This is a genomic window from Candidiatus Paracoxiella cheracis (assembly GCF_049348705.1).
Classification (GTDB): domain Bacteria; phylum Pseudomonadota; class Gammaproteobacteria; order Coxiellales; family Coxiellaceae; genus Paracoxiella; species Paracoxiella cheracis.
The window spans coordinates 1,609,933-1,635,966 of record NZ_CP186485.1; the positions used below are offsets into that span (position 1 = coordinate 1,609,933).

At 41.9% G+C, this 26,034-nt stretch carries 31 protein-coding genes, 1 tRNA gene and 3 pseudogenes; 22 read left to right on the plus strand and 13 right to left on the minus strand.

The window, feature by feature from the left end:
• Positions 1-200: 200 nt before the first annotated feature.
• The 4 genes from ACJMKR_RS08420 (at position 201) to ACJMKR_RS08435 (ending at position 4,770) form a co-directional block, all read left to right on the plus strand.
• On the plus strand, positions 201-1,493 hold the full coding sequence (locus ACJMKR_RS08420; RefSeq protein ID WP_423062673.1) for a transposase: 1,293 nt from the start codon (positions 201-203) through the stop codon (positions 1,491-1,493).
• Positions 1,494-1,686: 193 nt separating this feature from the next.
• On the plus strand, positions 1,687-2,838 hold the full coding sequence (locus ACJMKR_RS08425; protein ID WP_423062674.1) for a cation diffusion facilitator family transporter: 1,152 nt from the start codon (positions 1,687-1,689) through the stop codon (positions 2,836-2,838).
• Complete coding sequence (locus ACJMKR_RS08430) at positions 2,831-4,228, plus strand: exonuclease domain-containing protein (RefSeq protein WP_423062675.1); 1,398 nt, start codon at positions 2,831-2,833, stop codon at positions 4,226-4,228. The genes ACJMKR_RS08425 and ACJMKR_RS08430 overlap by 8 nt, the downstream gene beginning before the upstream one ends.
• A complete protein-coding gene (locus ACJMKR_RS08435; protein WP_423062676.1) occupies positions 4,225-4,770 on the plus strand; it encodes a GNAT family N-acetyltransferase in 546 nt (181 codons plus the stop codon). Before ACJMKR_RS08430 ends, ACJMKR_RS08435 begins: the two co-directional genes overlap by 4 nt.
• A 16-nt stretch (positions 4,771-4,786) precedes the next feature.
• On the opposite strand, the gene ACJMKR_RS08440 is transcribed toward ACJMKR_RS08435, so the two are convergent.
• The 3 genes from ACJMKR_RS08440 to ACJMKR_RS08450 form a co-directional block, all read right to left on the minus strand.
• The gene (locus ACJMKR_RS08440) at positions 4,787-5,137 is read right to left on the minus strand and encodes a hypothetical protein (RefSeq protein ID WP_423062677.1); all 351 of its coding nucleotides are present in this window, start codon (positions 5,135-5,137) and stop codon (positions 4,787-4,789) included.
• A 42-nt stretch (positions 5,138-5,179) separates the two neighbouring features.
• Complete coding sequence (locus ACJMKR_RS08445) at positions 5,180-6,019, minus strand: IS3 family transposase (RefSeq protein WP_423064220.1); 840 nt, start codon at positions 6,017-6,019, stop codon at positions 5,180-5,182.
• A gap of 104 nt (positions 6,020-6,123) precedes the next feature.
• Positions 6,124-6,309 carry a hypothetical protein gene (locus tag ACJMKR_RS08450; RefSeq protein ID WP_423062678.1) on the minus strand — a complete coding sequence of 62 codons (186 nt, stop codon included), beginning with the start codon at positions 6,307-6,309 and terminating at the stop codon, positions 6,124-6,126.
• 47 nt (positions 6,310-6,356) lie between these two features.
• On the opposite strand from ACJMKR_RS08450, the gene ACJMKR_RS08455 reads away from it, so the two are divergent.
• Positions 6,357-7,432 (plus strand): IS3 family transposase gene (locus ACJMKR_RS08455; RefSeq protein ID WP_423062317.1). Its coding sequence is split into 2 segments (ribosomal slippage): positions 6,357-6,606 and positions 6,606-7,432, totalling 1,077 coding nucleotides; the frame shifts between segments, so codons are not numbered across the junction.
• A 44-nt stretch (positions 7,433-7,476) separates the two neighbouring features.
• Here ACJMKR_RS08455 and ACJMKR_RS08460 read toward each other — a convergent pair.
• Positions 7,477-7,836: a lipocalin family protein gene (locus ACJMKR_RS08460; protein WP_423062679.1), complete on the minus strand. Its 360-nt coding sequence runs from the start codon at positions 7,834-7,836 to the stop codon at positions 7,477-7,479.
• A gap of 96 nt (positions 7,837-7,932) precedes the next feature.
• Here ACJMKR_RS08460 and ACJMKR_RS08465 point away from each other — a divergent pair.
• Together ACJMKR_RS08465 and ACJMKR_RS08470 are read left to right on the plus strand one after the other, a co-directional pair.
• Positions 7,933-8,009: transfer RNA gene (locus tag ACJMKR_RS08465), tRNA-Val, on the plus strand.
• A 177-nt stretch (positions 8,010-8,186) separates the two neighbouring features.
• Positions 8,187-9,218 carry a tyrosine-type recombinase/integrase gene (locus tag ACJMKR_RS08470; RefSeq protein ID WP_423062680.1) on the plus strand — a complete coding sequence of 344 codons (1,032 nt, stop codon included), beginning with the start codon at positions 8,187-8,189 and terminating at the stop codon, positions 9,216-9,218.
• Here the strand turns inward: ACJMKR_RS08470 and ACJMKR_RS08475 are convergent.
• Positions 9,195-10,088: an IS982 family transposase gene (locus tag ACJMKR_RS08475; protein WP_423062681.1), complete on the minus strand. Its 894-nt coding sequence runs from the start codon at positions 10,086-10,088 to the stop codon at positions 9,195-9,197. The two genes, ACJMKR_RS08470 and ACJMKR_RS08475, sit on opposite strands and share 24 nt — an antisense overlap.
• 138 nt (positions 10,089-10,226) lie before the next feature.
• Here ACJMKR_RS08475 and ACJMKR_RS08480 point away from each other — a divergent pair, with 138 nt between their 5' ends.
• The 7 genes and pseudogenes from ACJMKR_RS08480 to ACJMKR_RS08510 all read left to right on the plus strand — a co-directional run bounded on the left by ACJMKR_RS08480 (position 10,227) and on the right by ACJMKR_RS08510 (position 14,849).
• Entirely contained in the window at positions 10,227-10,421 is a 195-nt protein-coding gene (locus ACJMKR_RS08480; RefSeq protein ID WP_423062682.1) for a tyrosine-type recombinase/integrase, read from the plus strand.
• A gap of 20 nt (positions 10,422-10,441) precedes the next feature.
• Positions 10,442-11,191 carry a 4'-phosphopantetheinyl transferase family protein gene (locus tag ACJMKR_RS08485; protein WP_423062683.1) on the plus strand — a complete coding sequence of 250 codons (750 nt, stop codon included), beginning with the start codon at positions 10,442-10,444 and terminating at the stop codon, positions 11,189-11,191.
• The gene (locus tag ACJMKR_RS08490; RefSeq protein ID WP_423062684.1) at positions 11,182-11,973 is read left to right on the plus strand and encodes an AAA family ATPase; all 792 of its coding nucleotides are present in this window, start codon (positions 11,182-11,184) and stop codon (positions 11,971-11,973) included. The genes ACJMKR_RS08485 and ACJMKR_RS08490 overlap by 10 nt, the downstream gene beginning before the upstream one ends.
• Positions 11,974-12,015: 42 nt before the next feature.
• Positions 12,016-12,237: pseudogene (locus ACJMKR_RS08495) on the plus strand (transposase); the annotation flags it as partial.
• 64 nt (positions 12,238-12,301) lie between these two features.
• A protein-coding gene (locus ACJMKR_RS08500; protein ID WP_423062609.1) for an IS3 family transposase occupies positions 12,302-13,389 on the plus strand; the annotation gives its coding sequence in 2 pieces (ribosomal slippage) (positions 12,302-12,554 and positions 12,554-13,389; 1,089 coding nt in all).
• 41 nt (positions 13,390-13,430) lie between these two features.
• A pseudogene (locus tag ACJMKR_RS08505) lies at positions 13,431-14,296 on the plus strand (IS3 family transposase); the annotation flags it as partial.
• 52 nt (positions 14,297-14,348) lie between these two features.
• Positions 14,349-14,849, plus strand: a complete 501-nt coding sequence (locus tag ACJMKR_RS08510) for a hypothetical protein (protein ID WP_423062685.1) — start codon at positions 14,349-14,351, stop codon at positions 14,847-14,849.
• A 49-nt stretch (positions 14,850-14,898) separates the two neighbouring features.
• Here ACJMKR_RS08510 and ACJMKR_RS08515 read toward each other — a convergent pair.
• Positions 14,899-16,011 (minus strand): annotated as a pseudogene (locus ACJMKR_RS08515) (IS481 family transposase).
• A 571-nt stretch (positions 16,012-16,582) separates the two neighbouring features.
• Between ACJMKR_RS08515 and ACJMKR_RS08520 the strand changes: the two are divergent.
• A complete protein-coding gene (locus ACJMKR_RS08520; protein ID WP_423062686.1) occupies positions 16,583-16,939 on the plus strand; it encodes a hypothetical protein in 357 nt (118 codons plus the stop codon).
• Between the two features lie 120 nt (positions 16,940-17,059).
• Positions 17,060-18,403, plus strand: a complete 1,344-nt coding sequence (locus ACJMKR_RS08525; RefSeq protein WP_423062687.1) for a transposase — start codon at positions 17,060-17,062, stop codon at positions 18,401-18,403.
• A gap of 94 nt (positions 18,404-18,497) precedes the next feature.
• Here ACJMKR_RS08525 and ACJMKR_RS08530 read toward each other — a convergent pair whose 3' ends face one another.
• The 3 genes from ACJMKR_RS08530 to ACJMKR_RS08540 form a co-directional block, all read right to left on the minus strand.
• A complete protein-coding gene (locus ACJMKR_RS08530; protein WP_423062688.1) occupies positions 18,498-19,142 on the minus strand; it encodes an IS3 family transposase in 645 nt (214 codons plus the stop codon).
• Complete coding sequence (locus ACJMKR_RS08535) at positions 19,076-19,252, minus strand: hypothetical protein (RefSeq protein WP_423062689.1); 177 nt, start codon at positions 19,250-19,252, stop codon at positions 19,076-19,078. Before ACJMKR_RS08535 ends, ACJMKR_RS08530 begins: the two co-directional genes overlap by 67 nt.
• Before the next feature lie 438 nt (positions 19,253-19,690).
• Positions 19,691-19,900, minus strand: a complete 210-nt coding sequence (locus ACJMKR_RS08540; protein ID WP_423062405.1) for a transposase — start codon at positions 19,898-19,900, stop codon at positions 19,691-19,693.
• 209 nt (positions 19,901-20,109) lie between these two features.
• Here ACJMKR_RS08540 and ACJMKR_RS08545 point away from each other — a divergent pair, with 209 nt between their 5' ends.
• From ACJMKR_RS08545 to ACJMKR_RS08565, 5 genes are all read left to right on the plus strand, one after another.
• Positions 20,110-20,358, plus strand: coding sequence for a hypothetical protein (locus ACJMKR_RS08545; protein ID WP_423062690.1), 249 nt, complete (start codon positions 20,110-20,112; stop codon positions 20,356-20,358).
• Positions 20,359-20,511: 153 nt separating this feature from the next.
• Positions 20,512-20,781, plus strand: a complete 270-nt coding sequence (locus tag ACJMKR_RS08550; RefSeq protein WP_423062514.1) for an IS1-like element transposase — start codon at positions 20,512-20,514, stop codon at positions 20,779-20,781.
• 4 nt (positions 20,782-20,785) lie between these two features.
• A complete protein-coding gene (locus ACJMKR_RS08555; RefSeq protein WP_423062691.1) occupies positions 20,786-21,064 on the plus strand; it encodes an IS1 family transposase in 279 nt (92 codons plus the stop codon).
• 98 nt (positions 21,065-21,162) lie between these two features.
• Entirely contained in the window at positions 21,163-21,303 is a 141-nt protein-coding gene (locus tag ACJMKR_RS08560) for a hypothetical protein (protein WP_423062692.1), read from the plus strand.
• Positions 21,304-21,402: 99 nt separating this feature from the next.
• Complete coding sequence (locus ACJMKR_RS08565) at positions 21,403-22,941, plus strand: transposase (RefSeq protein ID WP_423062693.1); 1,539 nt, start codon at positions 21,403-21,405, stop codon at positions 22,939-22,941.
• 143 nt (positions 22,942-23,084) lie between these two features.
• Here the strand turns inward: ACJMKR_RS08565 and ACJMKR_RS08570 are convergent, their stop codons facing one another.
• The 4 genes from ACJMKR_RS08570 to ACJMKR_RS08585 form a co-directional block, all read right to left on the minus strand.
• Positions 23,085-24,317 carry an IS256 family transposase gene (locus ACJMKR_RS08570; protein WP_423062355.1) on the minus strand — a complete coding sequence of 411 codons (1,233 nt, stop codon included), beginning with the start codon at positions 24,315-24,317 and terminating at the stop codon, positions 23,085-23,087.
• 291 nt (positions 24,318-24,608) lie between these two features.
• Complete coding sequence (tadA, locus tag ACJMKR_RS08575) at positions 24,609-25,058, minus strand: tRNA adenosine(34) deaminase TadA (RefSeq protein ID WP_423062694.1); 450 nt, start codon at positions 25,056-25,058, stop codon at positions 24,609-24,611.
• Positions 25,058-25,336: a BrnA antitoxin family protein gene (locus ACJMKR_RS08580; RefSeq protein WP_423062695.1), complete on the minus strand. Its 279-nt coding sequence runs from the start codon at positions 25,334-25,336 to the stop codon at positions 25,058-25,060. Before ACJMKR_RS08580 ends, tadA begins: the two co-directional genes overlap by 1 nt.
• Positions 25,308-25,592, minus strand: coding sequence for a BrnT family toxin (locus tag ACJMKR_RS08585; RefSeq protein ID WP_423062696.1), 285 nt, complete (start codon positions 25,590-25,592; stop codon positions 25,308-25,310). Before ACJMKR_RS08585 ends, ACJMKR_RS08580 begins: the two co-directional genes overlap by 29 nt.
• 213 nt (positions 25,593-25,805) lie before the next feature.
• Between ACJMKR_RS08585 and ACJMKR_RS08590 the strand changes: the two genes are divergently transcribed.
• Positions 25,806-26,000: a hypothetical protein gene (locus tag ACJMKR_RS08590; RefSeq protein WP_423062697.1), complete on the plus strand. Its 195-nt coding sequence runs from the start codon at positions 25,806-25,808 to the stop codon at positions 25,998-26,000.
• Positions 26,001-26,034: the final 34 nt, after the last annotated feature.

Sequence of the window (26,034 nt, forward strand, 5' to 3'; positions counted from 1 at the left end):
AGTCGAGCCGTGAGGTCGCGGAGCGCGGGTGAGGAGGACGTCCGCGGTTATTTAAGTTGTCGCGTATTGCGAGTCGATTATTGACAGGGATGGCAATAATCTATCACGAGCATCGCGACACGCTTGCCAGGAATAAAAACCAACAATATAAAGAATAATTTATACGCAGTTATCCAGAACTGAGGTTACAATATGAACATGTGAGTCATAGCGATGACCGTGTGATCATTATTGCGGATACGACACCACAGTCGCGTCAAAGTGCACACTGTGTTGAAGATCGCCATGTGGTTTACAGCCCTAATCCAGCACCGGGTAACAAACCGATTACCATTGGACATGAATATTCAACGGTATCACTATTGCCCAATGATGGTGCAGCTCAAGAAAAGCATTGGTTAGTTCCACTGGATACGAGGCGCGTTAAAAGCGATGAAAAAGGCAATGTAGTTGGGATGCAGCAAATTAACCGTTGTATTGCAGACTTAGCGCTTACTCATAAATTGGTGGTTAGCGTGGCTGATTCAAAATATGGTACAGAAGCTTGCCGTAAACTGGTTAGCGAAAATCCCAATTGGGTACATCTTTTCCGTTTTAACAGTACCCGTAATGTTTTCGCGCCCGCATCAATAGAAGATAATACCTCAGGAAGTATAAAACGCTATGGTGATGCGATGAAACTAAACGACAGCACGACTCACCGTGAATCCGATGAGATTGTGCAGCAACCCATTACAACCCGCAGTGGCAAAACTTACCAATTGGAGATTAAAATATGGCGTGACCAATTACTGCGTGGTTCAAAGCAATTTAAAGGATATGAGCATCCTGTTACTGTTGTGCAATTGGTTGCGGTTGATGCTAACGGTAAATCTTTATATAAAAATCCACTCTGGTTAGGACTCGCTGGTGAACGACGTAATGAAATCACAGCATTAGAAGCGTATCACTATTACGATAGACGCTATGACATTGAACACTACTTTCGTTTTGGTAAAGACAAACTGTTATTTGACCGATACCAAACACCGGATGTTAAGCACGAAGAAGATTGGTGGCGGATGACAGCATTAGCGTATACGCAACTTTATCTAGCGAGGAATCTTGCCCCGATTTTACCGAAAAAATGGGAGCGGTATTTGCCGAGCTTCCAAGTGGATAACGAAAAACCATCAATAACTGCGACCCCTTCACAAACGCAACGGGGTTTTTCTACGGTGCTTGATACCGTTGGCACGCCTGCTAATCTCTGCAAACCACGCGGTAATCCGCAAGGCAGAACCAAAGGTGATACGCAGGGGAAACGCACGCGACATCCTGCTATTTTCAAAAATAGCAACTCAAAAATTAAAACGATTCAGAGGACTGAAGAAAAGACGCAAAACTCAGACCCTGAAAAAATAGAGGATTTGATTGGGATAGTAAAATCATGGTTGGATAAAATAAATTTTACACCTGAGAAATTCTACGAATTGCTGCAAAAAACAGCTTAAGATTTAGAAACTCACATTTTTTGATTATTGTCCTAACTGGCAAGGGATTTTATTTATCCAAAGTCCAACTTTCAGGAACCCCTTCTCTTTGCCGCAATTGAAATCCCTTCTTCCCATTGGAAAGCCCTCAAACTGTTTTTTAAAGCGGAAATTGAGTTAAACTGTGACCTGCTGAGCAACTATGGAATCACTCATGCCAAAACAAGCACGTTACAAAGCAGCACTTCGCGCTACCATTGTAAACTCGAGCACCCACACGCTGCTTGCAATATTCAAAATCATCGTGGGTTACTTCGGACACTCTCAAGCCCTCATCGCCGATGGCATCCACTCCTTCTCAGACCTCATCACCGATGCACTCGTGCTATTTGCCGCTCGCATTGGCGATCAAATGCCCGACAAAGAACACCCTTATGGTCATCGCCGCGTTGAAACAATCGCCGCAATTATTATCTCCATCGTTTTAATTGGCGTTGCAGCCGGCATTGCTTATGACACGATCCATCATATTCTTGCTAAAAAACACTTATTAAAACCTGACATCTACGTCGTGATCGTCGCGGTCATATCAATCCTCGCCAACGAAGGGCTCTTTCGATATACATTATATGAAGGCAATAAAATTAACTCTGATTTATTACGCACAAACGCCTGGCATAACCGCAGCGACGTATTAGTCTCTATCATCGTGTTGGTCAGTGTCGTCGGCACGATGTTTGGAATAACGTATTTAGACTCTATCGGTGCGCTCGTCATTGCCGTGTTGATTTTGAAAATGGGCATTAAACTTATCTGGCAAGGCACCAAAGAATTAATCGACACGGGTGTGGATGAAGAAATGCTTCACAACATTACGCAAGCCATTCTCAGCATTCCCGGTGTCAGAGCCATTCATCAATTGCGCACGCGCTCACACGGTGGCACTATTTTTGCAGACGTGCACATTCAGGTAAGCCCGAATATTAGTGTCTCAGAAGGCCATTTTATTAGCGAGAAAGTCCATATCTATCTAATTAAAAATTTTCAAGAAATTGATGATGTGACAGTCCACATCGACCCCGAAAATGATGAAACCAGTATCCCCTCATTAAACTTACCCGATCGTGAAAAAATCAATCGCCTGTTAAAAACACGCTGGGAATGGCTTCCTGGTTACAATAAAATAAATCGCATCTTGTTGCATTATTTAAACGGTAAACTGTATGTCGAAGTTTACATGCCTTTAACTGTTATTCAAGCGACAACAAACCAACAACAATTGCAAAAAGATTATCAAGCAGCAGCGAAAGATATTACCGATATTGCTAAAATATCCCTCTATTTTGAAGGCAATACTAATGGATAAATCAAACAACACTTACCTATTTTACGACATCGAGACAACCGGTCTGAATAAATGTTTCGATCAGGTTCTTCAATTTGCGGCGATCCGCACAGACTTAACGCTCAACGAATTAGAGCGTCATTTCATTCATATTCGCCTCAATTGCGACGTTGTGCCTTCGCCATCGGCTATCACCACGCATCGCATCACGCTAGAAGAAATTCAATCGGGCAAACCGGAAATTGATGCGATCCACGAAATCCATCGCTTAATGAACACACCCGGCACGATCAGCCTGGGTTACAACACTCTCGGTTTCGACGATGAATTTCTGCGTTTTTCGTTTTATCGAAATTTATTGCCGCCTTATACACACCAATTTGCAAATCAATGTCGACGCATGGATCTTTATCCCATCGCCGTTATGTTTTATTTATTTAAACGCGACGCCATCCAATGGCCAAACGTCGATGGCAAAATTACGATGAAGCTCGAACATTTAAGTGCCGCCAACCAATTGGCACAAGGTCAGGCCCACAACGCCATGGTCGATGTCGAAGCGACATTATCGCTTGCAAAAAAATTTATGGCACATAAAAACATGTGGGATTATGCAATCGGTTATTTCGATAAAAACGAAGATATTCGGCGCTCCCAGCAATTACCGATTAGCTTTGAGTCGGAACACATGACGTTTCGTGAAGCGTTGCTCATTAACGGAAATTTAGGCGCAACGTTGTGCTATCAAGCACCCGTGTTAAGTTTGGGGCAGCATCAACATTATAAAAATCAGTCGCTATGGTTGCGACTCGATTCTGAAACATTACAAACGACCACACCCGATAGCATCGCCGAAACAACATCGGTTATCCGCAAACGTGCTGGCGAACAACCCATTTTATTGCCGCCACTCGAACGATTCCTGATTCACTTAACACCAGAGCGCCAACACTTAGCAAACGCGAATAAAACATGGCTGCACGATCATCCTGATCTGTTGCAGTTGATATGCGATTATCATCAACAATACTGCTATCCAAAAGTCGACAACGTTGATCCCGATGCGGCTTTGTACGAGCTCGATTTTCCAACCTCGCGCGAAGAGTTTTTATTCCAACGCTTTCACCTCGCCAAGCCCGAAGACAAAGAAGACCTCATCAAACAATTCCCCAACACCATCCGACAAGAACAAGCTCTGCGCATTCTTGGGCGTCATTTTGCCGAGACGTTATCCGATTCATCAAACCAGCAGTTTTTAGAATATTTGCAAACGATCCCGATCGATTACCGCGGCCGACAACGCTTGACTCGCACACAAGCATTGCAAGAAATTGCATTTTTGAAAAACGAAGGTGGTCTCGACAGCGAGCAAGTCGGGCTGCTTGAAGCGCTGGAAGGGTATCTCAGATGAGTAAAAGCGAGGCTAAAATTAATTACACCAAAGTTAAGCTAATCCCAGCTTCGCTAAAAGATTATCCCATCATTCAAAATATGGCTCGCTTTTATGTATATGACATGAGCGAATATTTAGGGAATGAAGAAGGCTGGGAAATTCCAGAAGATGGCCTCTATGAATGTATTAACTTTAGGAAATACTGGGAAACAGACAATACATTTCCTTTTTTAATTAAACATGAAAATGAGTTAGCAGGATTTGTCATTGTTGATAACAAGGGTAGTGAACCAAAAATTGATTTTAATATGGCACAATTTTTTATTCTGCGAAAGTTCAAAGGCAAAGGTATTGGACGCCATGTTGCCTTTCAATGTTTCAATCGCTTCCAAGGAATCTGGGAAGTGATGGTCATTCCCGGCAACACCGGCGCATACCATTTTTGGAAATCCATTATAAAAAAATACACGAGCAATGATTTTGTTGAGTATCAACGAAAAGTCGCTCACCTAAGCAACAACAACAAAAACATCTTTAAGTTCATCAGTAAAAATTTTTAAAACCTGTTTTTTATGTTTAGCTTCTAGGACCCATGCCTCCTACGCACGATGCATGCAACTGAGATCCCCGTGACAATTCTTCCTTTCCTGGAGCCTGAGCTTGGCGAAAAAGTTGCGATTGTGCTGCCCGTTCTTGACTTGACACACTTACAGATGTTTTGAACTCCGATTCACAAAAATTTATGCCTGATGCTATTAGATTAAGCAGATTCCGTTGATTTACGAGTTCTTTCATAAGTACTTCATGTGAAGAAGTGTCACTCATTTCTTGTAAGTAATAAATTACTTCTTTCACTGTTTTCGCAGCTTCATATAACAATAGAACTTGTTGGGATAGCTCGCTCATATTAAATTTAGAATTAAACATATTGATCTTCCCTCACTTTACCGGACACATTTTTTTTCGATTTTACGCAGCACATTCAAGCGCAACAGGGGTCTTGTAGTCAATAGCTGAATGCATTCTTCTGTGATTGTAATAGCCTTCAATATACTGAAAAAGACTTTGCCTTGCTTCAGCGCGTGTTGTGTAATCATTCACATGCACAAGTTCCGTTTTTAGGGTATGGAAAAAACTTTCTGCAATGGCATTATCCCAACAATTAGCCTTTCTGCTCATTGAACCAATCAGCTTGTTTTGCTTGATGATTTCCCTATATTTTTTCGAACAATATTGACTGCCCCGATCAGAGTGTATAATCACTTGCTTTGGATATTTTCGTTTGAATAACGCCATCAATAACGCATCACACACTAAATCTTGTTTCATGTTTTTATTCATTGACGAGCCAATAACCGAACGTGAATGCACATCGATAACCACCGCTAAATACAACCAACCTTCACGGGTTGGAATGTACGTCAGATCACTCACCCATTTTTGATTGATCGCCGTTCTCGTGAAATCTCTCTTTAAAATATTCTCAAAAATAGCCTTGTTGTGACCCGAGTCTGTGGTTATTTTAAATCTACGCTTGGCAAGTGCTTTTAAGCCCATGGAGCGCATACGCCGCTCAATACGCGTGTGACTGCAGGAAATCGATTCCGCTTGCAATGCACGAGTTATACGTGGTGAACCGTAACGTTGTTTGTTTCTCATATAAATTACCTTAATTTTTTCATCTAATTGTTGGTTTGCTTGCTCACGTGGGCTCATAGGTCGCGATAGCCAGTCATAATAACCACTACGACTGACACCCAGTACATCACATAGCAAGTTAATTCCAAATAGTTGGGCGTGCTTTTGAATAAAGCTGTACTTTACTCGAGTTCTTTCGCGAAGTACGTGGCCGCCTTTTTTAGAATGGCTTTCTCCTGTTCCACTCGTGCCAGTCGCTTCTTAAGCTGTTGATTTTATTCAATGAGTTCCCCTATGTTGACCGGTTGCTTTGCGCTGGGATGAATCACTTCACCACTCTTCCTGGCTTTATCCACCCAGGTGTGGAGGGTCGCTTCGGGCATGCCTAAGTCTTTTGCAGCGCTTAACACGGAAGGAGAACTGAGTGCTAGATGGTGACCTTTCCCCAAAATTAACACCATGACATGGATGAGATTTCCAATTATTCTACGACCGAGGAGATCTCAACATGAAAAAACGTTATACAGAAGAACAAATCATTAAAGCGATCAAAGAGCATGAAAGTGGCGCTAAGGTGGAAGACCTGTGCCGTCGCTTAGGCATATCTGGCGGTACTTTTTACAATTGGCGTAGCAAGTATGCTGGCCTAGAGGTTAACGAAGCTAAGCGCCTGCGAGAGCTGGAGTCCGAGAACAATAAGTTAAAAAAGCTGCTGGCTGAAAAGATGTTAGAAAATGAAGCGCTCAAGGATGTTGTTTCAAAAAAGTGGTAACGCCTGCTAGCAAGAAGCAGGTTGTTTGTCACTTAATGAGCGCCTTTAAGCTGAGTGAACGAATGGCCTGCAAGCTAGTCGGGCTAAGTCGAACGGCTTACCGTTACGGACCCAAAAAGCGACGAGACGAGTTGATTAGAGCTCGATTAAAAGAATTGGCAGCTCAGTATTCTCGGTATGGTTATTTAATGCTTCACAGCCTCTTAAAAGCAGAGGGGCTTGTCATGAATAAGAAAAAAACCTACCGGATTTACAAAGAAGAAAAGCTCCAGGTGCGTACAAAAAAGCGTAAAAAAATACAGCGACTACGATTAGTGATGTCATCACCGACTCAGAGAAATGAGCGTTGGTCGATGGATTTTGTTTACGATCAGCTGGCCAATGGAAGGCGTTTTCGTGTGCTAAACATTATCGATGATTTTAATCGTGAACTTATTGGCCAGCTAACAGCATTTTCTATATCAGGACGTCAGGTGGCACGCTTCCTAGCAGAGCTTAGTGAGCAACGCAGGCTGCCAAAACAAATTGTTTGTGATAATGGTACAGAGTTTACAAGCAAAGCAATGTTCTTTTGGTCCAGGGAAAACAAAACCAAGCTTGCTTTCATTCAACCTGGAAAGCCAACTCAGAATGCGTTTGTTGAAAGCTTAAATGGCAAGTTCCGCAACGAATGTTTAAATCAACACTGGTTTCGTTCAATTGAAGAAGCCCGACATGAAATCAACCAATGGAGAAAGCACTACAATACTAAAAGACCACACAGTTCATTAAATTATATGCCGCCTATTGAATTTGCGAAACAGGCTGCTTAACATGAATATCTCATCGGTGTCCTGGTACTAGTTTAGGGGGAAGGTCAGTCTAAATACAGAATCCAATAATCGCCAGTAAAAGGCCAAAAAAAACGAACTTTTAACTTGCTGTAGTCATTTTTATTGGTTACCCAGGCTTTGCCTTTAGCTTCACTAAAATAATTATTGTTGTACTTGATGCAACGATTCAGGACTAATACTTTATCTCCTTGCAGGATATATTGTGCGCTTGTACAGCGACAGCCCTTTTGAAAGCGATTGGGAAACGAAGCGATTTCGTACCACTTTCCCATGTATCTATGGAGATCTACCTGCTTAGCTGTGGAAGGTGGAGCTTGCTTGGAGGAACAGCCCATGGTTATTCCTAAAATGAGTATGACTAGGTAAAAAATAATCCTTTTCATTGTCCTTATAGTATATAACTAATGATCATCAATTCAAGGCATTGGCAATTATTGCGTTTTAGAGGCGGGAATGATATGTTACCGCCTCATATCCTTAGGCGCGTAGCTCAGTTGGTTAGAGCACCACCTTGACATGGTGGGGGTCGGTGGTTCGAGTCCACTCGTGCCTACCAATTTAACCCCTTGAAAAATAGATAAAATATCATATAAAACAACGATTAAATTGAAAATCCTCCTTATGTCAATCCTCCTTTCTTTTGCATCAACTTGTTAAATTTTGCACAATTTTGTACAGTTATTCATGCGTGGGGCACCCCCTGTGCACCCCGAGAATAGGAGGGAAATGACTCATGACAGCAGCTTTAATTACAGTCAGTTTGGTTAATAAATTGCAGCCCAAAGATAAGCGGTATGAGGTGCGCGATACCGAGCTTAAAGGCTTCATGGTTCGTGTTTCGCCGAGCGGTGTTAAAACTTATGCTGTTCAGTATAAGAGAAGTGGTCGAGTTACTTTAGGTCAGCACCCTGCCTTGAAGCTTGGAAAGGCTCGCGACAAAGCGAAAAAGATTATCGGTGATTATGCTGATGGCTTAGATCCAAAACAAGCTGAAGCAAAAAGAAAGGGTATACCGACACTAAAGACATTTTTAACAGAGGAGTATGAACCCTGGGTAAAAATGCATAATATTTCTGGTGAGGAAGCGATTAAAACAATCAAGCGGCATTTCTCTCACTTGATGGATACTCCGATTGATCAGATCAAAGCGCAAGATATCGATAAATGGCGTACCAAAAAATTAGAATTGAAATCAATGAAGGTAAACACCATCAATAGGACAGTCACGCCTTTGCGATCGGCTATTACGAAAGCAGTTGAATGGGGTATTATCGAGCAGCATGGTTTAGCTGGATTGAAAGTACTTAAATATGACGATACTCGCATTCGATATTTAGATGAAGAAGAAAAGGAGAAGCTTTTTGCCGCATTGAATGAACGCGAGCATAAACTTAAGGTGGGCCGCATAAGCGCGAATGAATGGCGTAAGTCACGAGGATATGACTTATATCCTGAGATCAAAGACTTTGAGTTTGCCGATCATTTACTGCCAATGGTAATTTTGGCTTTAAATACTGGTGTTAGAAAAGGTGAGCTACGATCGCTGAAACGCAGTCATATTAATTTAAAGCAGAGTACTTTGTTTGTAGAAAAATCGAAAAACTATTTAGCGAGATATGTGCCACTCAATAACAAAGCGACTACCATGTTAGAAACTTGGATGCGTCAAACTGAGAGCTTGAATAGTTCTTATCTTTTTCCAAGCCCAAGCGATCCGAGTAAGCCCATTACTACTATAACCTCAGTTCTGGATAACTGCGTATAAATTATTCTTTATATTGTTGGTTTTTATTCCTGGTTTGTTTGGTCGCCAAGAATAGGCAATTAGCGCTGCAAGGGTATTGACTAAAAAATTAATCGGACTACGATGACGCGAATGCTCAACATGATACAAGTTTTTCAACTGATCGATAATCGTTTCTACGATGCCACGTTGTTTTAGGAAAAACTTTTCAAATGCAGAAAACATTTTGTTCTTCATATTTTTACGGACTTTTGTCACAAATTTTAAATCGTGTTTTGCCAAATCGTCCGCAAGATCTTTTCCAAGATACCCTTTATCGCCAGCGCCCAACCCCTTTAAATTAGCCATTAATTTTCTAACAACAGCGCGATCATCCACGTTCCCTTTCGTTAAACAAAAACGGATTAATTCCCCTTGATGATTAATCACAATATGTAGTTTAAAGCCGTAAACCCAGCCCATTGTGCTTTTACTGCGTTTAGCAATGCCTTTGAAAACCTTGTTTCGATAAATTCGTTTATTGTGGCATACGCGTAGTGTAGTTGAGTCAATATAATACAATCCCGTGTGTTTGCCCTTTCTCGAAAGCAAATAGGCGGCGAGCATCATTAGCGCTGCTGATTGGCAGGCGACAAAACGTGTGTAACTCAGCGCCGTAGGAAAATACTTCTTCATGTCTTGTAAAACACATCCACAATAAAAATCCTTAAATGTGCGATAGTGACTCATTTGAAACAACACAATGATGGTGCCAATTTCAGACAAGCTCATTTGCATCGCTCGATCTCGTTTTCTGTCTGGGTTCGGTAGCAAATACTTTGATTGACCTTTCAAATAATCCTTGCAAAAATCATCCATATCACAAAAAATCTCCGTGACCGGTGCCAACATGATTAACTCCTGTTACATTATTTAGCTGTAATTTTGGAGCTAAATTTTAGCGGTTCCGGTCTTTTTTTCAATTATTTCATTCACTTATTCCTTTTCTTATACAGAACTCAGGTTACTATAAAAAAAGCCTGGGCTAAGGTGGTAAGTGATGCAGGTATTAAAAATTTGCGTTGGCATGATCTGCGCCACGACTTTGCGAGTAATCTAGTCATGAAGGAAGTGAGTCTTTATGCTGTGCAAAAGTTGCTTGGACACAAAAAGATTGATCAAACGATGAAGTATGCGCATTTGGCACCGGATTTTATTGCCGAGTCGGTGAGGCGGTTGGATTAGGTAGAGTTATATAAGTAAATATGGAATATTCTAAAAAATTATCGAAGTACACCAAACTGCCAATAGATTTTAATGTTGTAAATTCTCTCAAACGAAATGAAATCCATATCTGGATAATTGGTATTGAACATAATAAAAAAGATCTACAAGGTTTATGGCAGTTGCTGTCATCTGATGAAACAATACGTGCGCAGCGCTTTCATTTTTCTCGTGATCGTAATATGTATGTTATTGCGCATGGGGCATTACGGAAAATTTTATCTTGTTACCTATATCAACTGCCAGAAGCGATACAGATTTCTTATACTGAAAAAAATAAACCGTATATTGATGGTAGTAATATAAAATTTAATCTTTCCCATTCTCACAAGCTAGCTGTTATCGTTGTAGGGCTGACAACTCCACTTGGTATTGATGTTGAATATTTAGGAAACGAAAACCTTGAGGAGCTTCCTATTGCCAAGCGTTTTTTTTCAGAAGAAGAATATTATCAATTAATTGCTTTACCTAGTGAACAGCAGCATCATGCTTTTCTTGAGACATGGACACGCAAAGAAGCATTTATAAAAGCAGTGGGAGATGGTTTAAATTTTCCTTTGCAAGAGTTTGTTGTGAATGTGCCACCCATGCCCGCAGCGGTAAAATTCCTTAAGCCACATCGGCTCGAAAGTGATACTTGGTATTTGCAAGCATTAAATGTTCCAGAAGATTATGTGGGTACTGTTGCCGCAGCAAATTGTAACCCTACCATTGTATATTATTGTTACTAGTACTGAAATTATCCTCTCATTTAAATTCAGTAATTGGTGGCCGTGGAACAGGAAAGTCTACTCTTATTGAATGCTTGCTTTATGTGCTAAATGTAGAGCCAAAAGGTAAGGAAGCAAAAAATCAACATACACAAATTATTAAAGAAAATCTAGGAAAAGAAAGCGCTCGAATAGAAATTACCCTTACATCAGCCCAGCAGAATGGAAAACGTTATAAAGTTGTTCGCCGTTATGGAGAGTTACCACGTGTAATTGATGATCAAGGAGATGAATCAGCGATGGATCCAAAGGATCTTTTGCCTGGTGTAGAAATTTATGGTCAAAATGAGATTTATGAATTGGCAAAAGATAACACTGCGATCTTGCGCGTACTTGAACGTTTCATGCCAAAGGATGAAGTTCGATACGACGAAGAAATTAAAAAAATTCAAAAATTGCTTAGAGAAAATATTACAGAATTGGAGCGAATTGACCTTTCCCCCAAACTTAACACCATGACATGGATGAGATTTCCAATTATTCTACGACCGAGGAGATCTCAACCGATGCGAGCCATGGAGAGGCGAAGCCGATGGCGAGTATTCCGCGGCAGCCGCCGATTTTTGACAGAGCGGAGTGCCGAAGGAACGGAGTTCCGTAGGCAGCGTAGCGAGTGGCAAAAATCTGTAGGCGGCGTCGAGTCATCTGGAGACAGTGCGCAGTCGGCCGCGAGGTCGCGGAGCGCTGTCGACGGGGACGTCCGCGGCTATTTAGGTTGTCGCGTATTGCGAGTCGATTATTGACAGGGATGCCAATAATCTATCACGAGCATCGCGACACACTTCATGAAAAAACGTTATACAGAAGAACAAATCATTAAAGCGATCAAAGAGCATGAAAGTGGCGCTAAGGTGGAAGACCTGTGCCGTCGCTTAGGCATATCTGGCGGTACTTTTTACAATTGGCGTAGCAAGTATGCTGGCCTAGAGGTTAACGAAGCTAAGCGCCTGCGAGACCTGGAGTCCGAGAACAATAAGTTAAAAAAGCTGCTGGCTGAAAAGGTAATCCCCCCACAAATTAGAGGTACTTAAAAGTAGAATTTTCTCGTAAACTAAACAGAGGAGATTCAAGATGAAAAAATCGAAGTACCCAGACAGCCAAATCATTTCGATACTGAAGCAAGCTGAAGGTGGAACACCCGTTCCCGATCTGTGCCGAGAGCATGGTATAAGCAATGCCACGTTCTATAAGTGGCGAGCCAAGTATGGTGGGATGGATGCATCCATGATGACGCGCTTAAAGGAGCTTGAAGAGGAAAATCGTCGCCTGAAAAAAATGTATGCTGAAGAACGCTTAAAAGCCGAGATCATTCAGGAGGCTATGCAAAAAAAGTGGTAAAGCCATCTCAGCGCAGAGAGATGGCAAGGAATTGCGTTAAGAATAAGAAAGTAAGCATCCGAGTTGCTTGCAAGGCATTTGCTATTAGTGAAACATGCTATCGTTATGAGCCGCTAGTATCGGATGAAAATACAGTGATTGCAGACTGGCTTATTCGGCTAACGAGCACATGGCTTAACTGGGGTTTTGGACTTTGCTTTTTATACTTACGTAACGTCAAAGGCTTTGCCTGGAACCACAAACGTGTTTACCGCATTTATCGAGAACTAGCGTTAAATCTAAGAATAAAGTCTAAAAAACGCTTCATGCGACGTAAACCAGAAGCGCTATGCACTCCAGACTCAGTAAACCAAGTATGGTCTATGGACTTTATGCATGATCAACTGGGCGACCAAAGATCCTACCGCTTGTTTAATGTTATTGATGACTACAATCGAGAAGGGCTTGGGATTGATGTTGACTTATCGCTTCCAGCTGATCGCGTGATACGAGCCCTTAATCAAATCATTGAGTGGCGAGGCAAACCGATTGCGCTGCGCTGCGATAATGGACCTGAATACATTAGCGGTAAGCTAATGGAATGGGCAGAAAAGAAAGGTATTGAGCTTTTTTATATTCAGCCTGGAAAACCCCAACAAAATGCGTACATTGAACGTTTTAATAGAACAGTGCGATATGACTGGCTTAACCAAGATATTTTTACAACGATAGAGGAGGTTCAACAAAAAGCCACCCGTTGGCTCTGGCATTATAATAACGAAAGACCTAATAGGGCGCTTGGTGGAATAACGCCAAGGCAAAAGCTGCTTCAAGCAGCATAACAAATTCTACTATTTTACACCCCTAAAAATGGGGGGATTACCAAAAGATGTTAGAAAATGAAGCGCTCAAGGATGTTGTTTCAAAAAAGTGGTAACGCCTGCTAGCAAGAAGCAGGTTGTTTGTCACTTAATGAGCGCCTTTAAGCTGAGTGAACGAATGGCCTGCAAGCTAGTCGGGCTAAGTCGAACGGCTTACCGTTACGGACCCAAAAAGCGACGAGACGAGTTGATTAGAGCTCGATTAAAAGAATTGGCAGCTCAGTATTCTCGGTATGGTTATTTAATGCTTCACAGCCTCTTAAAAGCAGAGGGGCTTGTCATGAATAAGAAAAAAACCTACCGGATTTACAAAGAAGAAAAGCTCCAGGTGCGTACAAAAAAGCGTAAAAAAATACAGCGACTACGATTAGTGATGTCATCACCGACTCAGAGAAATGAGCGTTGGTCGATGGATTTTGTTTACGATCAGCTGGCCAATGGAAGGCGTTTTCGTGTGCTAAACATTATCGATGATTTTAATCGTGAACTTATTGGCCAGCTAACAGCATTTTCTATATCAGGACGTCAGGTGGCACGCTTCCTAGCAGAGCTTAGTGAGCAACGCAGGCTGCCAAAACAAATTGTTTGTGATAATGGTACAGAGTTTACAAGCAAAGCAATGTTCTTTTGGTCCAGGGAAAACAAAACCAAGCTTGCTTTCATTCAACCTGGAAAGCCAACTCAGAATGCGTTTGTTGAAAGCTTAAATGGCAAGTTCCGCAACGAATGTTTAAATCAACACTGGTTTCGTTCAATTGAAGAAGCCCGACATGAAATCAACCAATGGAGAAAGCACTACAATACTAAAAGACCACACAGTTCATTAAATTATATGCCGCCTATTGAATTTGCGAAACAGGCTGCTTAACATGAATATCTCATCGGTGTCCTGGTACTAGTTTAGGGGGAAGGTCAGTGCATTGGAAAGGAAAATAGGAGAAGAATTAGAAAAATCAAATCAATCATTGACAAGACTTACTAATGATATTGCTTCTATCGATTTTCTTAAAGATAAAGAGTTAGAAAATCTACCACATAAAATTTTATTTGAACAAATACATGCTAATTTGATTAACTGGAAAAGAAAGGTCGAAGATATGCTAAAATCACTTAATAGTGAACTTTCAGTTATTAATAAGGCTATAGATGAGCATCGTGGGAGCATTGTTAAAGGGATAGAAGACGAAGAATTAAAGGTAGAATCACAATTTAATAGCATCCCCGGAGTATCTGGGAAAACGGGAAAACAAATTGGCGTAGAGTATCGTGAGATATTGCAGAAGATTGAGCGTATAAAACCACTTGGTGATGAAGTAAAGAATTTATCTGAAAATGAAAATAAATACATTCAAGAAAGGAGAAATTTGTTAGGAAGACTTTCGGATCTTCGTTTTAATTGTAGAACTCTCGACTTGATCTGACAGTTGAGATTTATCGGACATATTTTCTGTCCGATAGATCGGATTCTAATTACTCCTCTACCAGTTGCGTGTCGTGATTACTGTGCGCCTTATTCAATTCATCTGCCGACACGCTTGGAATAGTTTTACATAGTTTATCTAATTCTTTTTCTTGTGCCAAATGCTTTGCATCAAGAAAAGTTTGCATGGGTGTTTTTCCATAACAACGCTCGCCGGAATGGGGCCTGACCTCATTATATGTTTTGATCCACGCATCAACGTCTTGTTGTAATTCTTCTAGGGAACGATATATTTTTTTTCGAAAAGCAACATCATAAAATTCTTGTTTAATCGTTTTATGAAAACGTTCACAAATACCATTGGTCTGCGGAGAACGTGCGCGTGTTTTCGAATGGTCAATGTCTTCAACTGCTAAATAAAGTTGATAGGCGTGGTTCTCAATTTTTCCACAATATTCCGTCCCGCGATCCGTGAGCATACGCAGCAATCGGATACCTTGCTCATTAAACCATGGCAATACACGTTCATTTAATAAATGAGCTGCCGTCATCGCTGTTTTCTCCGTGTATAACTTCGCAAAAGCGATTCTGCTATAGGTATCGACAAAAGTCTGCTCATAAATACGGCCAACGCCCTTCATCGTGCCAACATAATACGTATCCTGAGAACCTAAATAACCTGGGTGTTCTGTTTCAATCTCGCCGTGCGCTTCTTTTTCTCGTTTTGATTTTTCTAATGCTTGTCATTGTTCTTCCGTTAATAACATACCGTCTTGCGCCGATTTCGCTTCAAGCGCTTTTAGTCGCTTCTTAAAAGTCTCTAGATCATTACGTAGCCACACCGAACGAACTCCGCTGCTCGATACGATAATGCCTCGCGCCAGTAATTCATTGGCCGCACGTGCCTGACCTAACGCTGGGTTTTCAATAGCCAAAGCAATTACCGCTTCTTCTACATGTAACGGCACTCTATTTTTTTCATTCGGTTTCTTCTTACTCATATCATGGAGTGCTTCTTCGCCACCATTTTCATAAAGTGTTTTGAAACGGTAAAAACTGTCGCGTGAATAACCCATAACCTTGCAGGCTTGTGAAACATTTCCCAATTGTTTAGACAGCTCTAGTAAACCTAATTTGGGGAAGTGTGTCGCGATGCTCGTGATAGATTATTGGCATCCCTGTCAATAATCGACTCGCAATACGCGACAACCTAAATAGCCGCGGACGTCCCCGTCGACAGCGCTCCGCGACCTCGCGGCCGACTGCGCACTGTCTCCAGATGACTCGACGCCGCCTACAGATTTTTGCCACTCGCTACGCTGCCTACGGAACTCCGTTCCTTCGGCACTCCGCTCTGTCAAAAATCGGCGGCTGCCGCGGAATACTCGCCATCGGCTTCGCCTCTCCATGGCTCGCATCGGTTTGATAATCTTTTCGGATACACTGGTCATAATGACACTCCTCGTGTTGGTTGTTTAAGGTTGGTCAATTAAATTTTACTCTAACTGACCAGGAGTGTCAGATCAAGTCTGAAGGTTTACAAATAAACCTCCTCACGCACATCCAATGGTGCGTATTGATTCTGTCACCCATCAAAAAGTGATCTTCCCTCACTTTACCTTGGACTTTGGATAAATTTATAAAAATAATTAAAAATTGCTTGACATAGAAACCGAAAAAAAATTTTACGTTGTAAACAACGTTTGTTCGAAAAAATAAAATAAGGAACAAACGATGTTAGCGACAGAAAAACTAAAACAATTCCGTACATTCCTCTACAACATCTTCCCCGCGCGACGCGATGCCAATATGAATTTACTCGATGCCCTTTCAAGCCATGGCCATCGCTGCCCGATGCGAGCCATGGAGAGGCGAAGCCGATGGCGAGTATTCCGCGGCAGCCGCCGATTTTTGACAGAGCGGAGTGCCGAAGGAACGGAGTTCCGTAGGCAGCGTAGCGAGTGGCAAAAATCTGTAGGCGGCGTCGAGTCATCTGGAGACAGTGCGCAGTCGGCCGCGAGGTCGCGGAGCGCTGTCGACGGGGACGTCCGCGGCTATTTAGGTTGTCGCGTATTGCGAGTCGATTATTGACAGGGATGCCAATAATCTATCACGAGCATCGCGACACACTTCAAAACACCCATAGAATTATGTGAATCGCCATACTTTGAACGTGAATACAGTAGTATTACCGATGCGATTAGCGATGGTTTGTCGGTAGCAAATTGTTGGGATAGCATGATGAAAATACAATATGAACATGTGAGTCATAGCGATGACCGTGTGATCATTATTGCGGATACGACACCACAGTCGCGTCAAAGTGCACACTGTGTTGAAGATCGCCATGTGGTTTACAGCCCTAATCCAGCACCGGGTAACAAACCGATTACCATTGGACATGAATATTCAACGGTATCACTATTGCCCAATGATGGTGCAGCTCAAGAAAAGCATTGGTTAGTTCCACTGGATACGAGGCGCGTTAAAAGCGATGAAAAAGGCAATGTAGTTGGGATGCAGCAAATTAACCGTTGTATTGCAGACTTAGCGCTTACTCATAAATTGGTGGTTAGCGTGGCTGATTCAAAATATGGTACAGAAGCTTGCCGTAAACTGGTTAGCGAAAATCCCAATTGGGTACATCTTTTCCGTTTTAACAGTACCCGTAATGTTTTCGCGCCCGCATCAATAGAAGATAATACCTCAGGAAGTATAAAACGCTATGGTGATGCGATGAAACTAAACGACAGCACGACTCACCGTGAATCCGATGAGATTGTGCAGCAACCCATTACAACCCGCAGTGGCAAAACTTACCAATTGGAGATTAAAATATGGCGTGACCAATTACTGCGTGGTTCAAAGCAATTTAAAGGATATGAGCATCCTGTTACTGTTGTGCAATTGGTTGCGGTTGATGCTAACGGTAAATCTTTATATAAAAATCCACTCTGGTTAGGACTCGCTGGTGAACGACGTAATGAAATCACAGCATTAGAAGCCTATCACTATTACGATAGACGCTATGACATTGAACACTACTTTCGTTTTGGTAAAGACAAACTGTTATTTGACCGATACCAAACACCGGATGTTAAGCACGAAGAAGATTGGTGGCGGATGACAGCATTAGCGTATACGCAACTTTATCTAGCGAGGAATCTTGCCCCGATTTTACCGAAAAAATGGGAGCGGTATTTGCCGAGCTTCCAAGTGGATAACGAAAAACCATCAATAACTGCGACCCCTTCACAAACGCAACGGGGTTTTTCTACGGTGCTTGATACCGTTGGCACGCCTGCTAATCTCTGCAAACCACGCGGTAATCCGCAAGGCAGAACCAAAGGTGATACGCAGGGGAAACGCACGCGACATCCTGCTATTTTCAAAAATAGCAACTCAAAAATTAAAACGATTCAGAGGACTGAAGAAAAGACGCAAAACTCAGACCCTGAAAAAATAGAGGATTTGATTGGGATAGTAAAATCATGGTTGGATAAAATAAATTTTACACCTGAGAAATTCTACGAATTGCTGCAAAAAACAGCTTAAGATTTAGAAACTCACATTTTTTGATTATTGTCCTAACTGGCAAGGGATTTTATTTATCCAAAGTCCAATTTACCGGACACATTTTTTTTCGATTTTACGCAGCACATTCAAGCGCAACAGGGGTCTTGTAGTCAATAGCTGAATGCATTCTTCTGTGATTGTAATAGCCTTCAATATACTGAAAAAGACTTTGCCTTGCTTCAGCGCGTCTTGTGTAATCATTCACATGCACAAGTTCCGTTTTTAGGGTATGGAAAAAACTTTCTGCAATGGCATTATCCCAACAATTAGCCTTTCTGCTCATTGAACCAATCAGCTTGTTTTGCTTGATGATTTCCCTATATTTTTTCGAACAATATTGACTGCCCCGATCAGAGTGTATAATCACTTGCTTTGGATATTTTCGTTTGAATAACGCCATCAATAACGCATCACACACTAAATCTTGTTTCATGCTTTTATTCATTGACGAGCCAATAACCGAACGTGAATGCACATCGATAACCACCGCTAAATACAACCAACCTTCACGGGTTGGAATGTACGTCAGATCACTCACCCATTTTTGATTGATCGCCGTTCTCGTGAAATCTCTCTTTAAAATATTCTCAAAAATAGCCTTGTTGTGACCCGAGTCTGTGGTTATTTTAAATCTACGCTTGGCAAGTGCTTTTAAGCCCATGGAGCGCATACGCCGCTCAATACGCGTGTGACTGCAGGAAATCGATTCCGCTTGCAATGCACGAGCGATGCGCGCCATGGAGAGCGAAGCGAAGGCGCGTATTCCGCGGTAGGCTCGGATTTTTTGCCGAGCGTAAGCGACTGCAAAAAATCTTTACGAGCCGTCAAGTCATTTGAGAGCCCGTGCGTAGTCGAGCCGTGAGGTCGCGGAGCGCGGGCGACGAGGACGTCCGCGGCTATTTAAGTTGTCGCGTATTGCGAGTCGATTATTGACAGGGATGGCAATAATCTATCACGAGCATCGCGACACGCTTGTTATACGTGGTGAACCGTAACGTTGTTTGTTTCTCATATAAATTACCTTAATTTTTTCATCTAATTGTTGGTTTGCTTGCTCACGTGGGCTCATAGGTCGGGATAGCCAGTCATAATAACCACTACGACTGACACCCAGTACATCACATAGCAAGTTAATTCCAAATAGTTGGGCGTGCTTTTGAATAAAGCTGTACTTCACTCGAGTTCTTTCGCGAAGTACGTGGCCGCCTTTTTTAGAATGGCTTTCTCCTGTTCCAGTCGTGCCAGTCGCTTCTTAAGCTGTTGATTTTATTCAATGAGTTCCCCTATGTTGACCGGTTGCTTTGCGCTGGGATGAATCACTTCACCACTCTTCCTGGCTTTATCCACCCAGGTGTGGAGGGTCGCTTCGGGCATGCCTAAGTCTTTTGCAGCGCTTAACACGGAAGGAGAACTGAGTGCTAGATGGATTGCTTCTTCTTTAAATTCCGGTGTGTATTTTCGAGTCTTCTTTGTCATGAGATCACCTCTTTGTTACTTCATAGATTTTAACAAATTAGTGTCCGGTAATTTAGGGGAAGATTACAGCTTAGAAAATTGCACGAAGGAGGAATGAATATCATATTCGGTTTACTGCCGCATAGGCAGCTTAGAAATCGTTCATAAAGGCACTAAATTGTTGTCCTGAGTTTACTGCCGCATAGGCAGCTTAAAGACGCCTCAATTGCTTGCCAATACAACAATACAAACAGGAAGTCGTGTTTTTGGGAGCGCCGGTGGTATATTGTACGCATCCTTCTGTTTTGGAGAAACTATGCCCTTCATTACAGCTATTATCACGTTTGATTGGTTTAAAAGCTAACTTGCCATTCTCGAATTTAGATGCCTTGCTTGAAGCACATCCTGATGAGCCTGAAGTATTTGCGCTTTTTTTTGGCAGAAATAAAGAAAAAAATGGGTTTGAAGATTTTGGCTAGCTGTTGTGATACATCGATAAGGCACTGGGAGGCTATCCTTAAATTCTGCATTTAAAGTACAGCCTAGTTATTTTGTAGATTGGTAGTGCCTCATTTTTGTTGATGTGATATATTTTGGTATTTCAGAAAATCATTAGGATAAGGATTGCATGAATGGCAAGAATCAATGTTGCTTGCCCCTGCTGCTGTTTACATGAGGTTGTAAAATTTGGCGTCAGCAGTACAGGAAAGCAAAGGTTTCAATGTAAAAATAATGCTTGTGAGAAAAATACATTTCTTCTAGATTACACACATAATGCTCGTGCCCCTGGTGTTAAAGATAAAATAGTTGATATGGCAATGAATGGTAGTGGCGTCAGAGATACTGCACGCGTTTTACGTATTAGCATTAACACTGTTATTGGTGAATTAAAAAAAGGGTGAAGGTTTGGAGAGCGTCAATACACGACTTTTAAAGGAAAAAGAATCACTTGGTGCGTCTGTTACTGTTAATGTTGTACAAGTTGAAGAAGCGGAGCTGGATGAAATGTGGAGTTTTGTTCGAAATAAACAGAATCAACGTTGGCTTTGGCATGCGATTGATCACCATACACATGAGGTGTTAGCTTATCATTTTGGTCCAAGAAAAGATTCAGCATTTAAAGCACTGAAAGAAAACAAGCGTGTCGCGATGCTCGTGATAGATTATTGCCATCCCTGTCAATAATCGACTCGCAATACGCGACAACTTAAATAGCCGCGGACGTCCTCGTCGCCCGCGCTCCGCGACCTCACGGCTCGACTACGCACGGGCTCTCAAATGACTTGACGGCTCGTAAAGATTTTTTGCAGTCGCTTACGCTCGGCAAAAAATCCGAGCCTACCGCGGAATACGCGCCTTCGCTTCGCTCTCCATGGCGCGCATCGTTTGATATCAACTTTTACTATACATTGGACTTTGGATAAATTTATAAAAATAATTAAAAATTGCTTGACATAGAAACCGAAAAAAAATTTTACGTTGTAAACAACGTTTGTTCGAAAAAATAAAATAAGGAACAAACGATGTTAGCGACAGAAAAACTAAAACAATTCCGTACATTCCTCTACAACATCTTCCCCGCGCGACGCGATGCCAATATGAATTTACTCGATGCCCTTTCAAGCCATGGCCATCGCTGCAAAACACCCATAGAATTATGTGAATCGCCATACTTTGAACGTGAATACAGTAGTATTACCGATGCGATTAGCGATGGTTTGTCGGTAGCAAATTGTTGGGATAGCATGATGAAAATACAATATGAACATGTGAGTCATAGCGATGACCGTGTGATCATTATTGCGGATACGACACCACAGTCGCGTCAAAGTGCACACTGTGTTGAAGATCGCCATGTGGTTTACAGCCCTAATCCAGCACCGGGTAACAAACCGATTACCATTGGACATGAATATTCAACGGTATCACTATTGCCCAATGATGGTGCAGCTCAAGAAAAGCATTGGTTAGTTCCACTGGATACGAGGCGCGTTAAAAGCGATGAAAAAGGCAATGTAGTTGGGATGCAGCAAATTAACCGTTGTATTGCAGACTTAGCGCTTACTCATAAATTGGTGGTTAGCGTGGCTGATTCAAAATATGGTACAGAAGCTTGCCGTAAACTGGTTAGCGAAAATCCCAATTGGGTACATCTTTTCCGTTTTAACAGTACCCGTAATGTTTTCGCGCCCGCATCAATAGAAGATAATACCTCAGGAAGTATAAAACGCTATGGTGATGCGATGAAACTAAACGACAGCACGACTCACCGTGAATCCGATGAGATTGTGCAGCAACCCATTACAACCCGCAGTGGCAAAACTTACCAATTGGAGATTAAAATATGGCGTGACCAATTACTGCGTGGTTCAAAGCAATTTAAAGGATATGAGCATCCTGTTACTGTTGTGCAATTGGTTGCGGTTGATGCTAACGGTAAATCTTTATATAAAAATCCACTCTGGTTAGGACTCGCTGGTGAACGACGTAATGAAATCACAGCATTAGAAGCGTATCACTATTACGATAGACGCTATGACATTGAACACTACTTTCGTTTTGATAAAGACAAACTGTTATTTGACCGATACCAAACACCGGATGTTAAGCACGAAGAAGATTGGTGGCGGATGACAGCATTAGCGTATACGCAACTTTATCTAGCGAGGAATCTTGCCCCGATTTTACCGAAAAAATGGGAGCGGTATTTGCCGAGCTTCCAAGTGGATAACGAAAAACCATCAATAACTGCGACCCCTTCACAAACGCAACGGGGTTTTTCTACGGTGCTTGATACCGTTGGCACGCCTGCTAATCTCTGCAAACCACGCGGTAATCCGCAAGGCAGAACCAAAGGTGATACGCAGGGGAAACGCACGCGACATCCTGCTATTTTCAAAAATAGCAACTCAAAAATTAAAACGATTCAGAGGACTGAAGAAAAGACGCAAAACTCAGACCCTGAAAAAATAGAGGATTTGATTGGGATAGTAAAATCATGGTTGGATAAAATAAATTTTACACCTGAGCAATTCTACGAATTGCTGCAAAAAACAGCTTAAGATTTAGAAACGGGACTGTTTATTAGTTTGTGTAAATCGCGTCAGTCAGAATTATGAATCAGCCATTGTGTTAACTGATTTTTTAATTTTATCAAAAACTACATTGCGTTCAAATTAATTTCCTCTCTTATGAATTTTAAGTTTTATACAAAATCCGCCAGGCGATCTTCAAACATAAGGGCAAAACGATTCATGGCGGCACCCCAGTCTCGAATCGGCATGGTCCATTTTTTGGCTATATTTTTTAACCCTAAATAGAGTTGTTTTAAAGCGGCATCGTCCGACGGAAAAACTCGTTTATTTTTAATAACTTTTCGGATACTCATGTTCAGTGATTCAATAGCGTTAGTGGTATAAATCACCCTCCGAATTTCTGCCGGATAAGCAAAAAATGGCACAATGCGCTCCCAATGAGTCAACCAACTTTTGGCAATCGAGGGAAATTCAGCATCCCATTTCTCAGAGAAACTCGTCAGCGCCAATTCTGCTTCTTCAACCGTACTGGCCGAATAAATAGCTTTTAAGTCAGCGGCCACTTCTTTTTTCTTTTTCCAACCCACATAGCGCAATGAATTCCGCACCATGTGTACAATGCAAAGCTGTACTTGAGTGTTAGGATACACAGCGCCAATCGCATCAGGAAAGCCCGTTAGCCCGTCAACGCAACAAATCAGGATATCTTCTAGGCCTCGATTTTTTAACTCCGTTAATACATTCAACCAGAATTTAGCGCCCTCATTTTGGCTAATCCAAATACCTAGCAATTCTTTTTGCCCATCGATATTAATTCCTAAAGCCAAATACAATGCCTTATTGATAACCTTTTTATCTTGCTGCACTTTAATCACTAAAGCGTCCAAATACACAATCGGATACACCTTGTCCAACGGACGACTTTGCCAAGCCTTCACTTCTTCAATCACTTCGTTGGTTACTGTAGAAATGAGACTCGAACAAATAGTTGTGCCATACAAATCTTTCAACTGATCTTGAATATCACGGGTAGTCATACCCCGTGCATAAAGACTCATAATTTTGTCATCCAAATCATCAAAGCGGGTTTGATGTTTTGGAATCAATTGCGGTACAAACTCATTGTTACGATCACGAGGAACCTCAATGGTCATCTCGCCATCTGTTGTTTTGATCGTTTTTTGGCTGTGCCCATTGCGGGAATTACCACTATTGTGGCCAGACACTTCGTGTTTTGCATAACCCAGCGCGTCCGTCAGCTCCCCTTCCAGAATACGCTCCGTCAGTGCCTTTTTTAACTCCTTTAACAAACCAGTATCACCGAAAATATCAGATGCGGTCTTGGTATGTTTGAGAAAATATTCCACAACCTGTGGATCTAATTTATTGGTTTTCATTGCCATAGTCAAAGACTCCGTATAATTTTAACGACCTTTCCCTGACTATCGCATTTACACAATCTTATTTACAGACCCTTAGAAACTCACATTTTTTGATTATTGTCCTAACTGGCAAGGGATTTTATTTATCCAAAGTCCAATCATAGGATGTTATGTCACCACCAACAACATTATCTAAATACTTTTCTACAGCCTGCTCTAGTGATGTTATTAGTAAATTCCTTATATTAAGAAATTATTAATTTTAATAGGTATATTTAAGTATAGAAAAACACTCTATAAATCAAGGTAGAATCATCGCCGTTGCTTGAAAAATGCTTTTAGAATGGCCGCACATTCATCGGCCATGACGCCACCCTGCCACACAATGCGGTGATTCAAACGCTTTTCGTCGAGCAATTGAAATACACTTTTAACAGCACCGGCGCGAACATCATAAGCACCAAACACCAAACGCTGGACTCGCGCTTGAATCATGGCACCGAGACACATCGCACACGGCTCGAGTGTGACATAAAGTGTTGTGTTAACAAGGCGATAGTTATCAAGCACTTTTGCACCGTTGCGCAGCGCAATGATTTCTGCATGTGCAGTCGGGTCATTGGAAGAGATCGGCTGGTTCCAACCTTCAGCAATCATTTCATTATTTTTCACAAGCACGGCGCCGATTGGGACTTCGTGGTTTTGCTCGGCATGATGCGCCAGTTTTAACGCGTGTGACAACCAGTAATCATCTGAATACATTATTTTTTTCTTTTCTTGTGCTTATTCATATAATCACGACAAACCTGATTAATGAGCGTTTGGTATTTACCCGGTTGGCTTTTAAACCAACTCAACACATCTTTGTCTAGCCGCAGCGTGAGCTGTTGTTTACAAGGACGATAAAATTTACCCCTTGCGAGCTCATCCCACTCTGTAATTTCAGGTGCATCGGGATCAGTAAGGTCAACGCTTCGCTTTTTTAAAGCGTTTAGTTCGTCCACGGTTTTCTTAGTGTGTATAATATCTTCTTTTTTCACGCAACGTTGCCTTTCTTGCTGAGATGATACGAATGATTTCTTCTTCATTAACTGTTTCCTTCAAAACAAATGCCACGTAGATAATAGCTGAATGCACTTTTCCAATCGCTTGCCACCGTTCCTCAATACCCTCAAAACGTCGATCCAATGTGGACATTATCCCAGGATCATCAAAAATGAGTGTAGCCGTTTCAAAACTGATTCCATGCTTTTGACGATTTGCTCTATCCTTACCTAAGTCCCATTCAAACCACATTTAATAACCCCCAGTATACAACTACAAATTTGTAGTTACAATTGCGTTTGTATTTTATTTAACGTACAAGCGTGTCGCGATGCTCGTGATAGATTATTGCCATCCCTGTCAATAATCGACTCGCAATACGCGACAACTTAAATAGCCGCGGACGTCCTCGTCGCCCGCGCTCCGCGACCTCACGGCTCGACTACGCACGGGCTCTCAAATGACTTGACGGCTCGTAAAGATTTTTTGCAGTCGCTTACGCTCGGCAAAAAATCCGAGCCTACCGCGGAATACGCGCCTTCGCTTCGCTCTCCATGGCGCGCATCGATTGATGGAAGTGTATCGGTGAAAACTTTCAGTGTAACCTCGTACTTCTTCCATCACCCATTGATTCAACTGGTAAAAAATGCCACTATTTAGCCAATACAAATCGAATAGCGGAACCCAAAAGCAC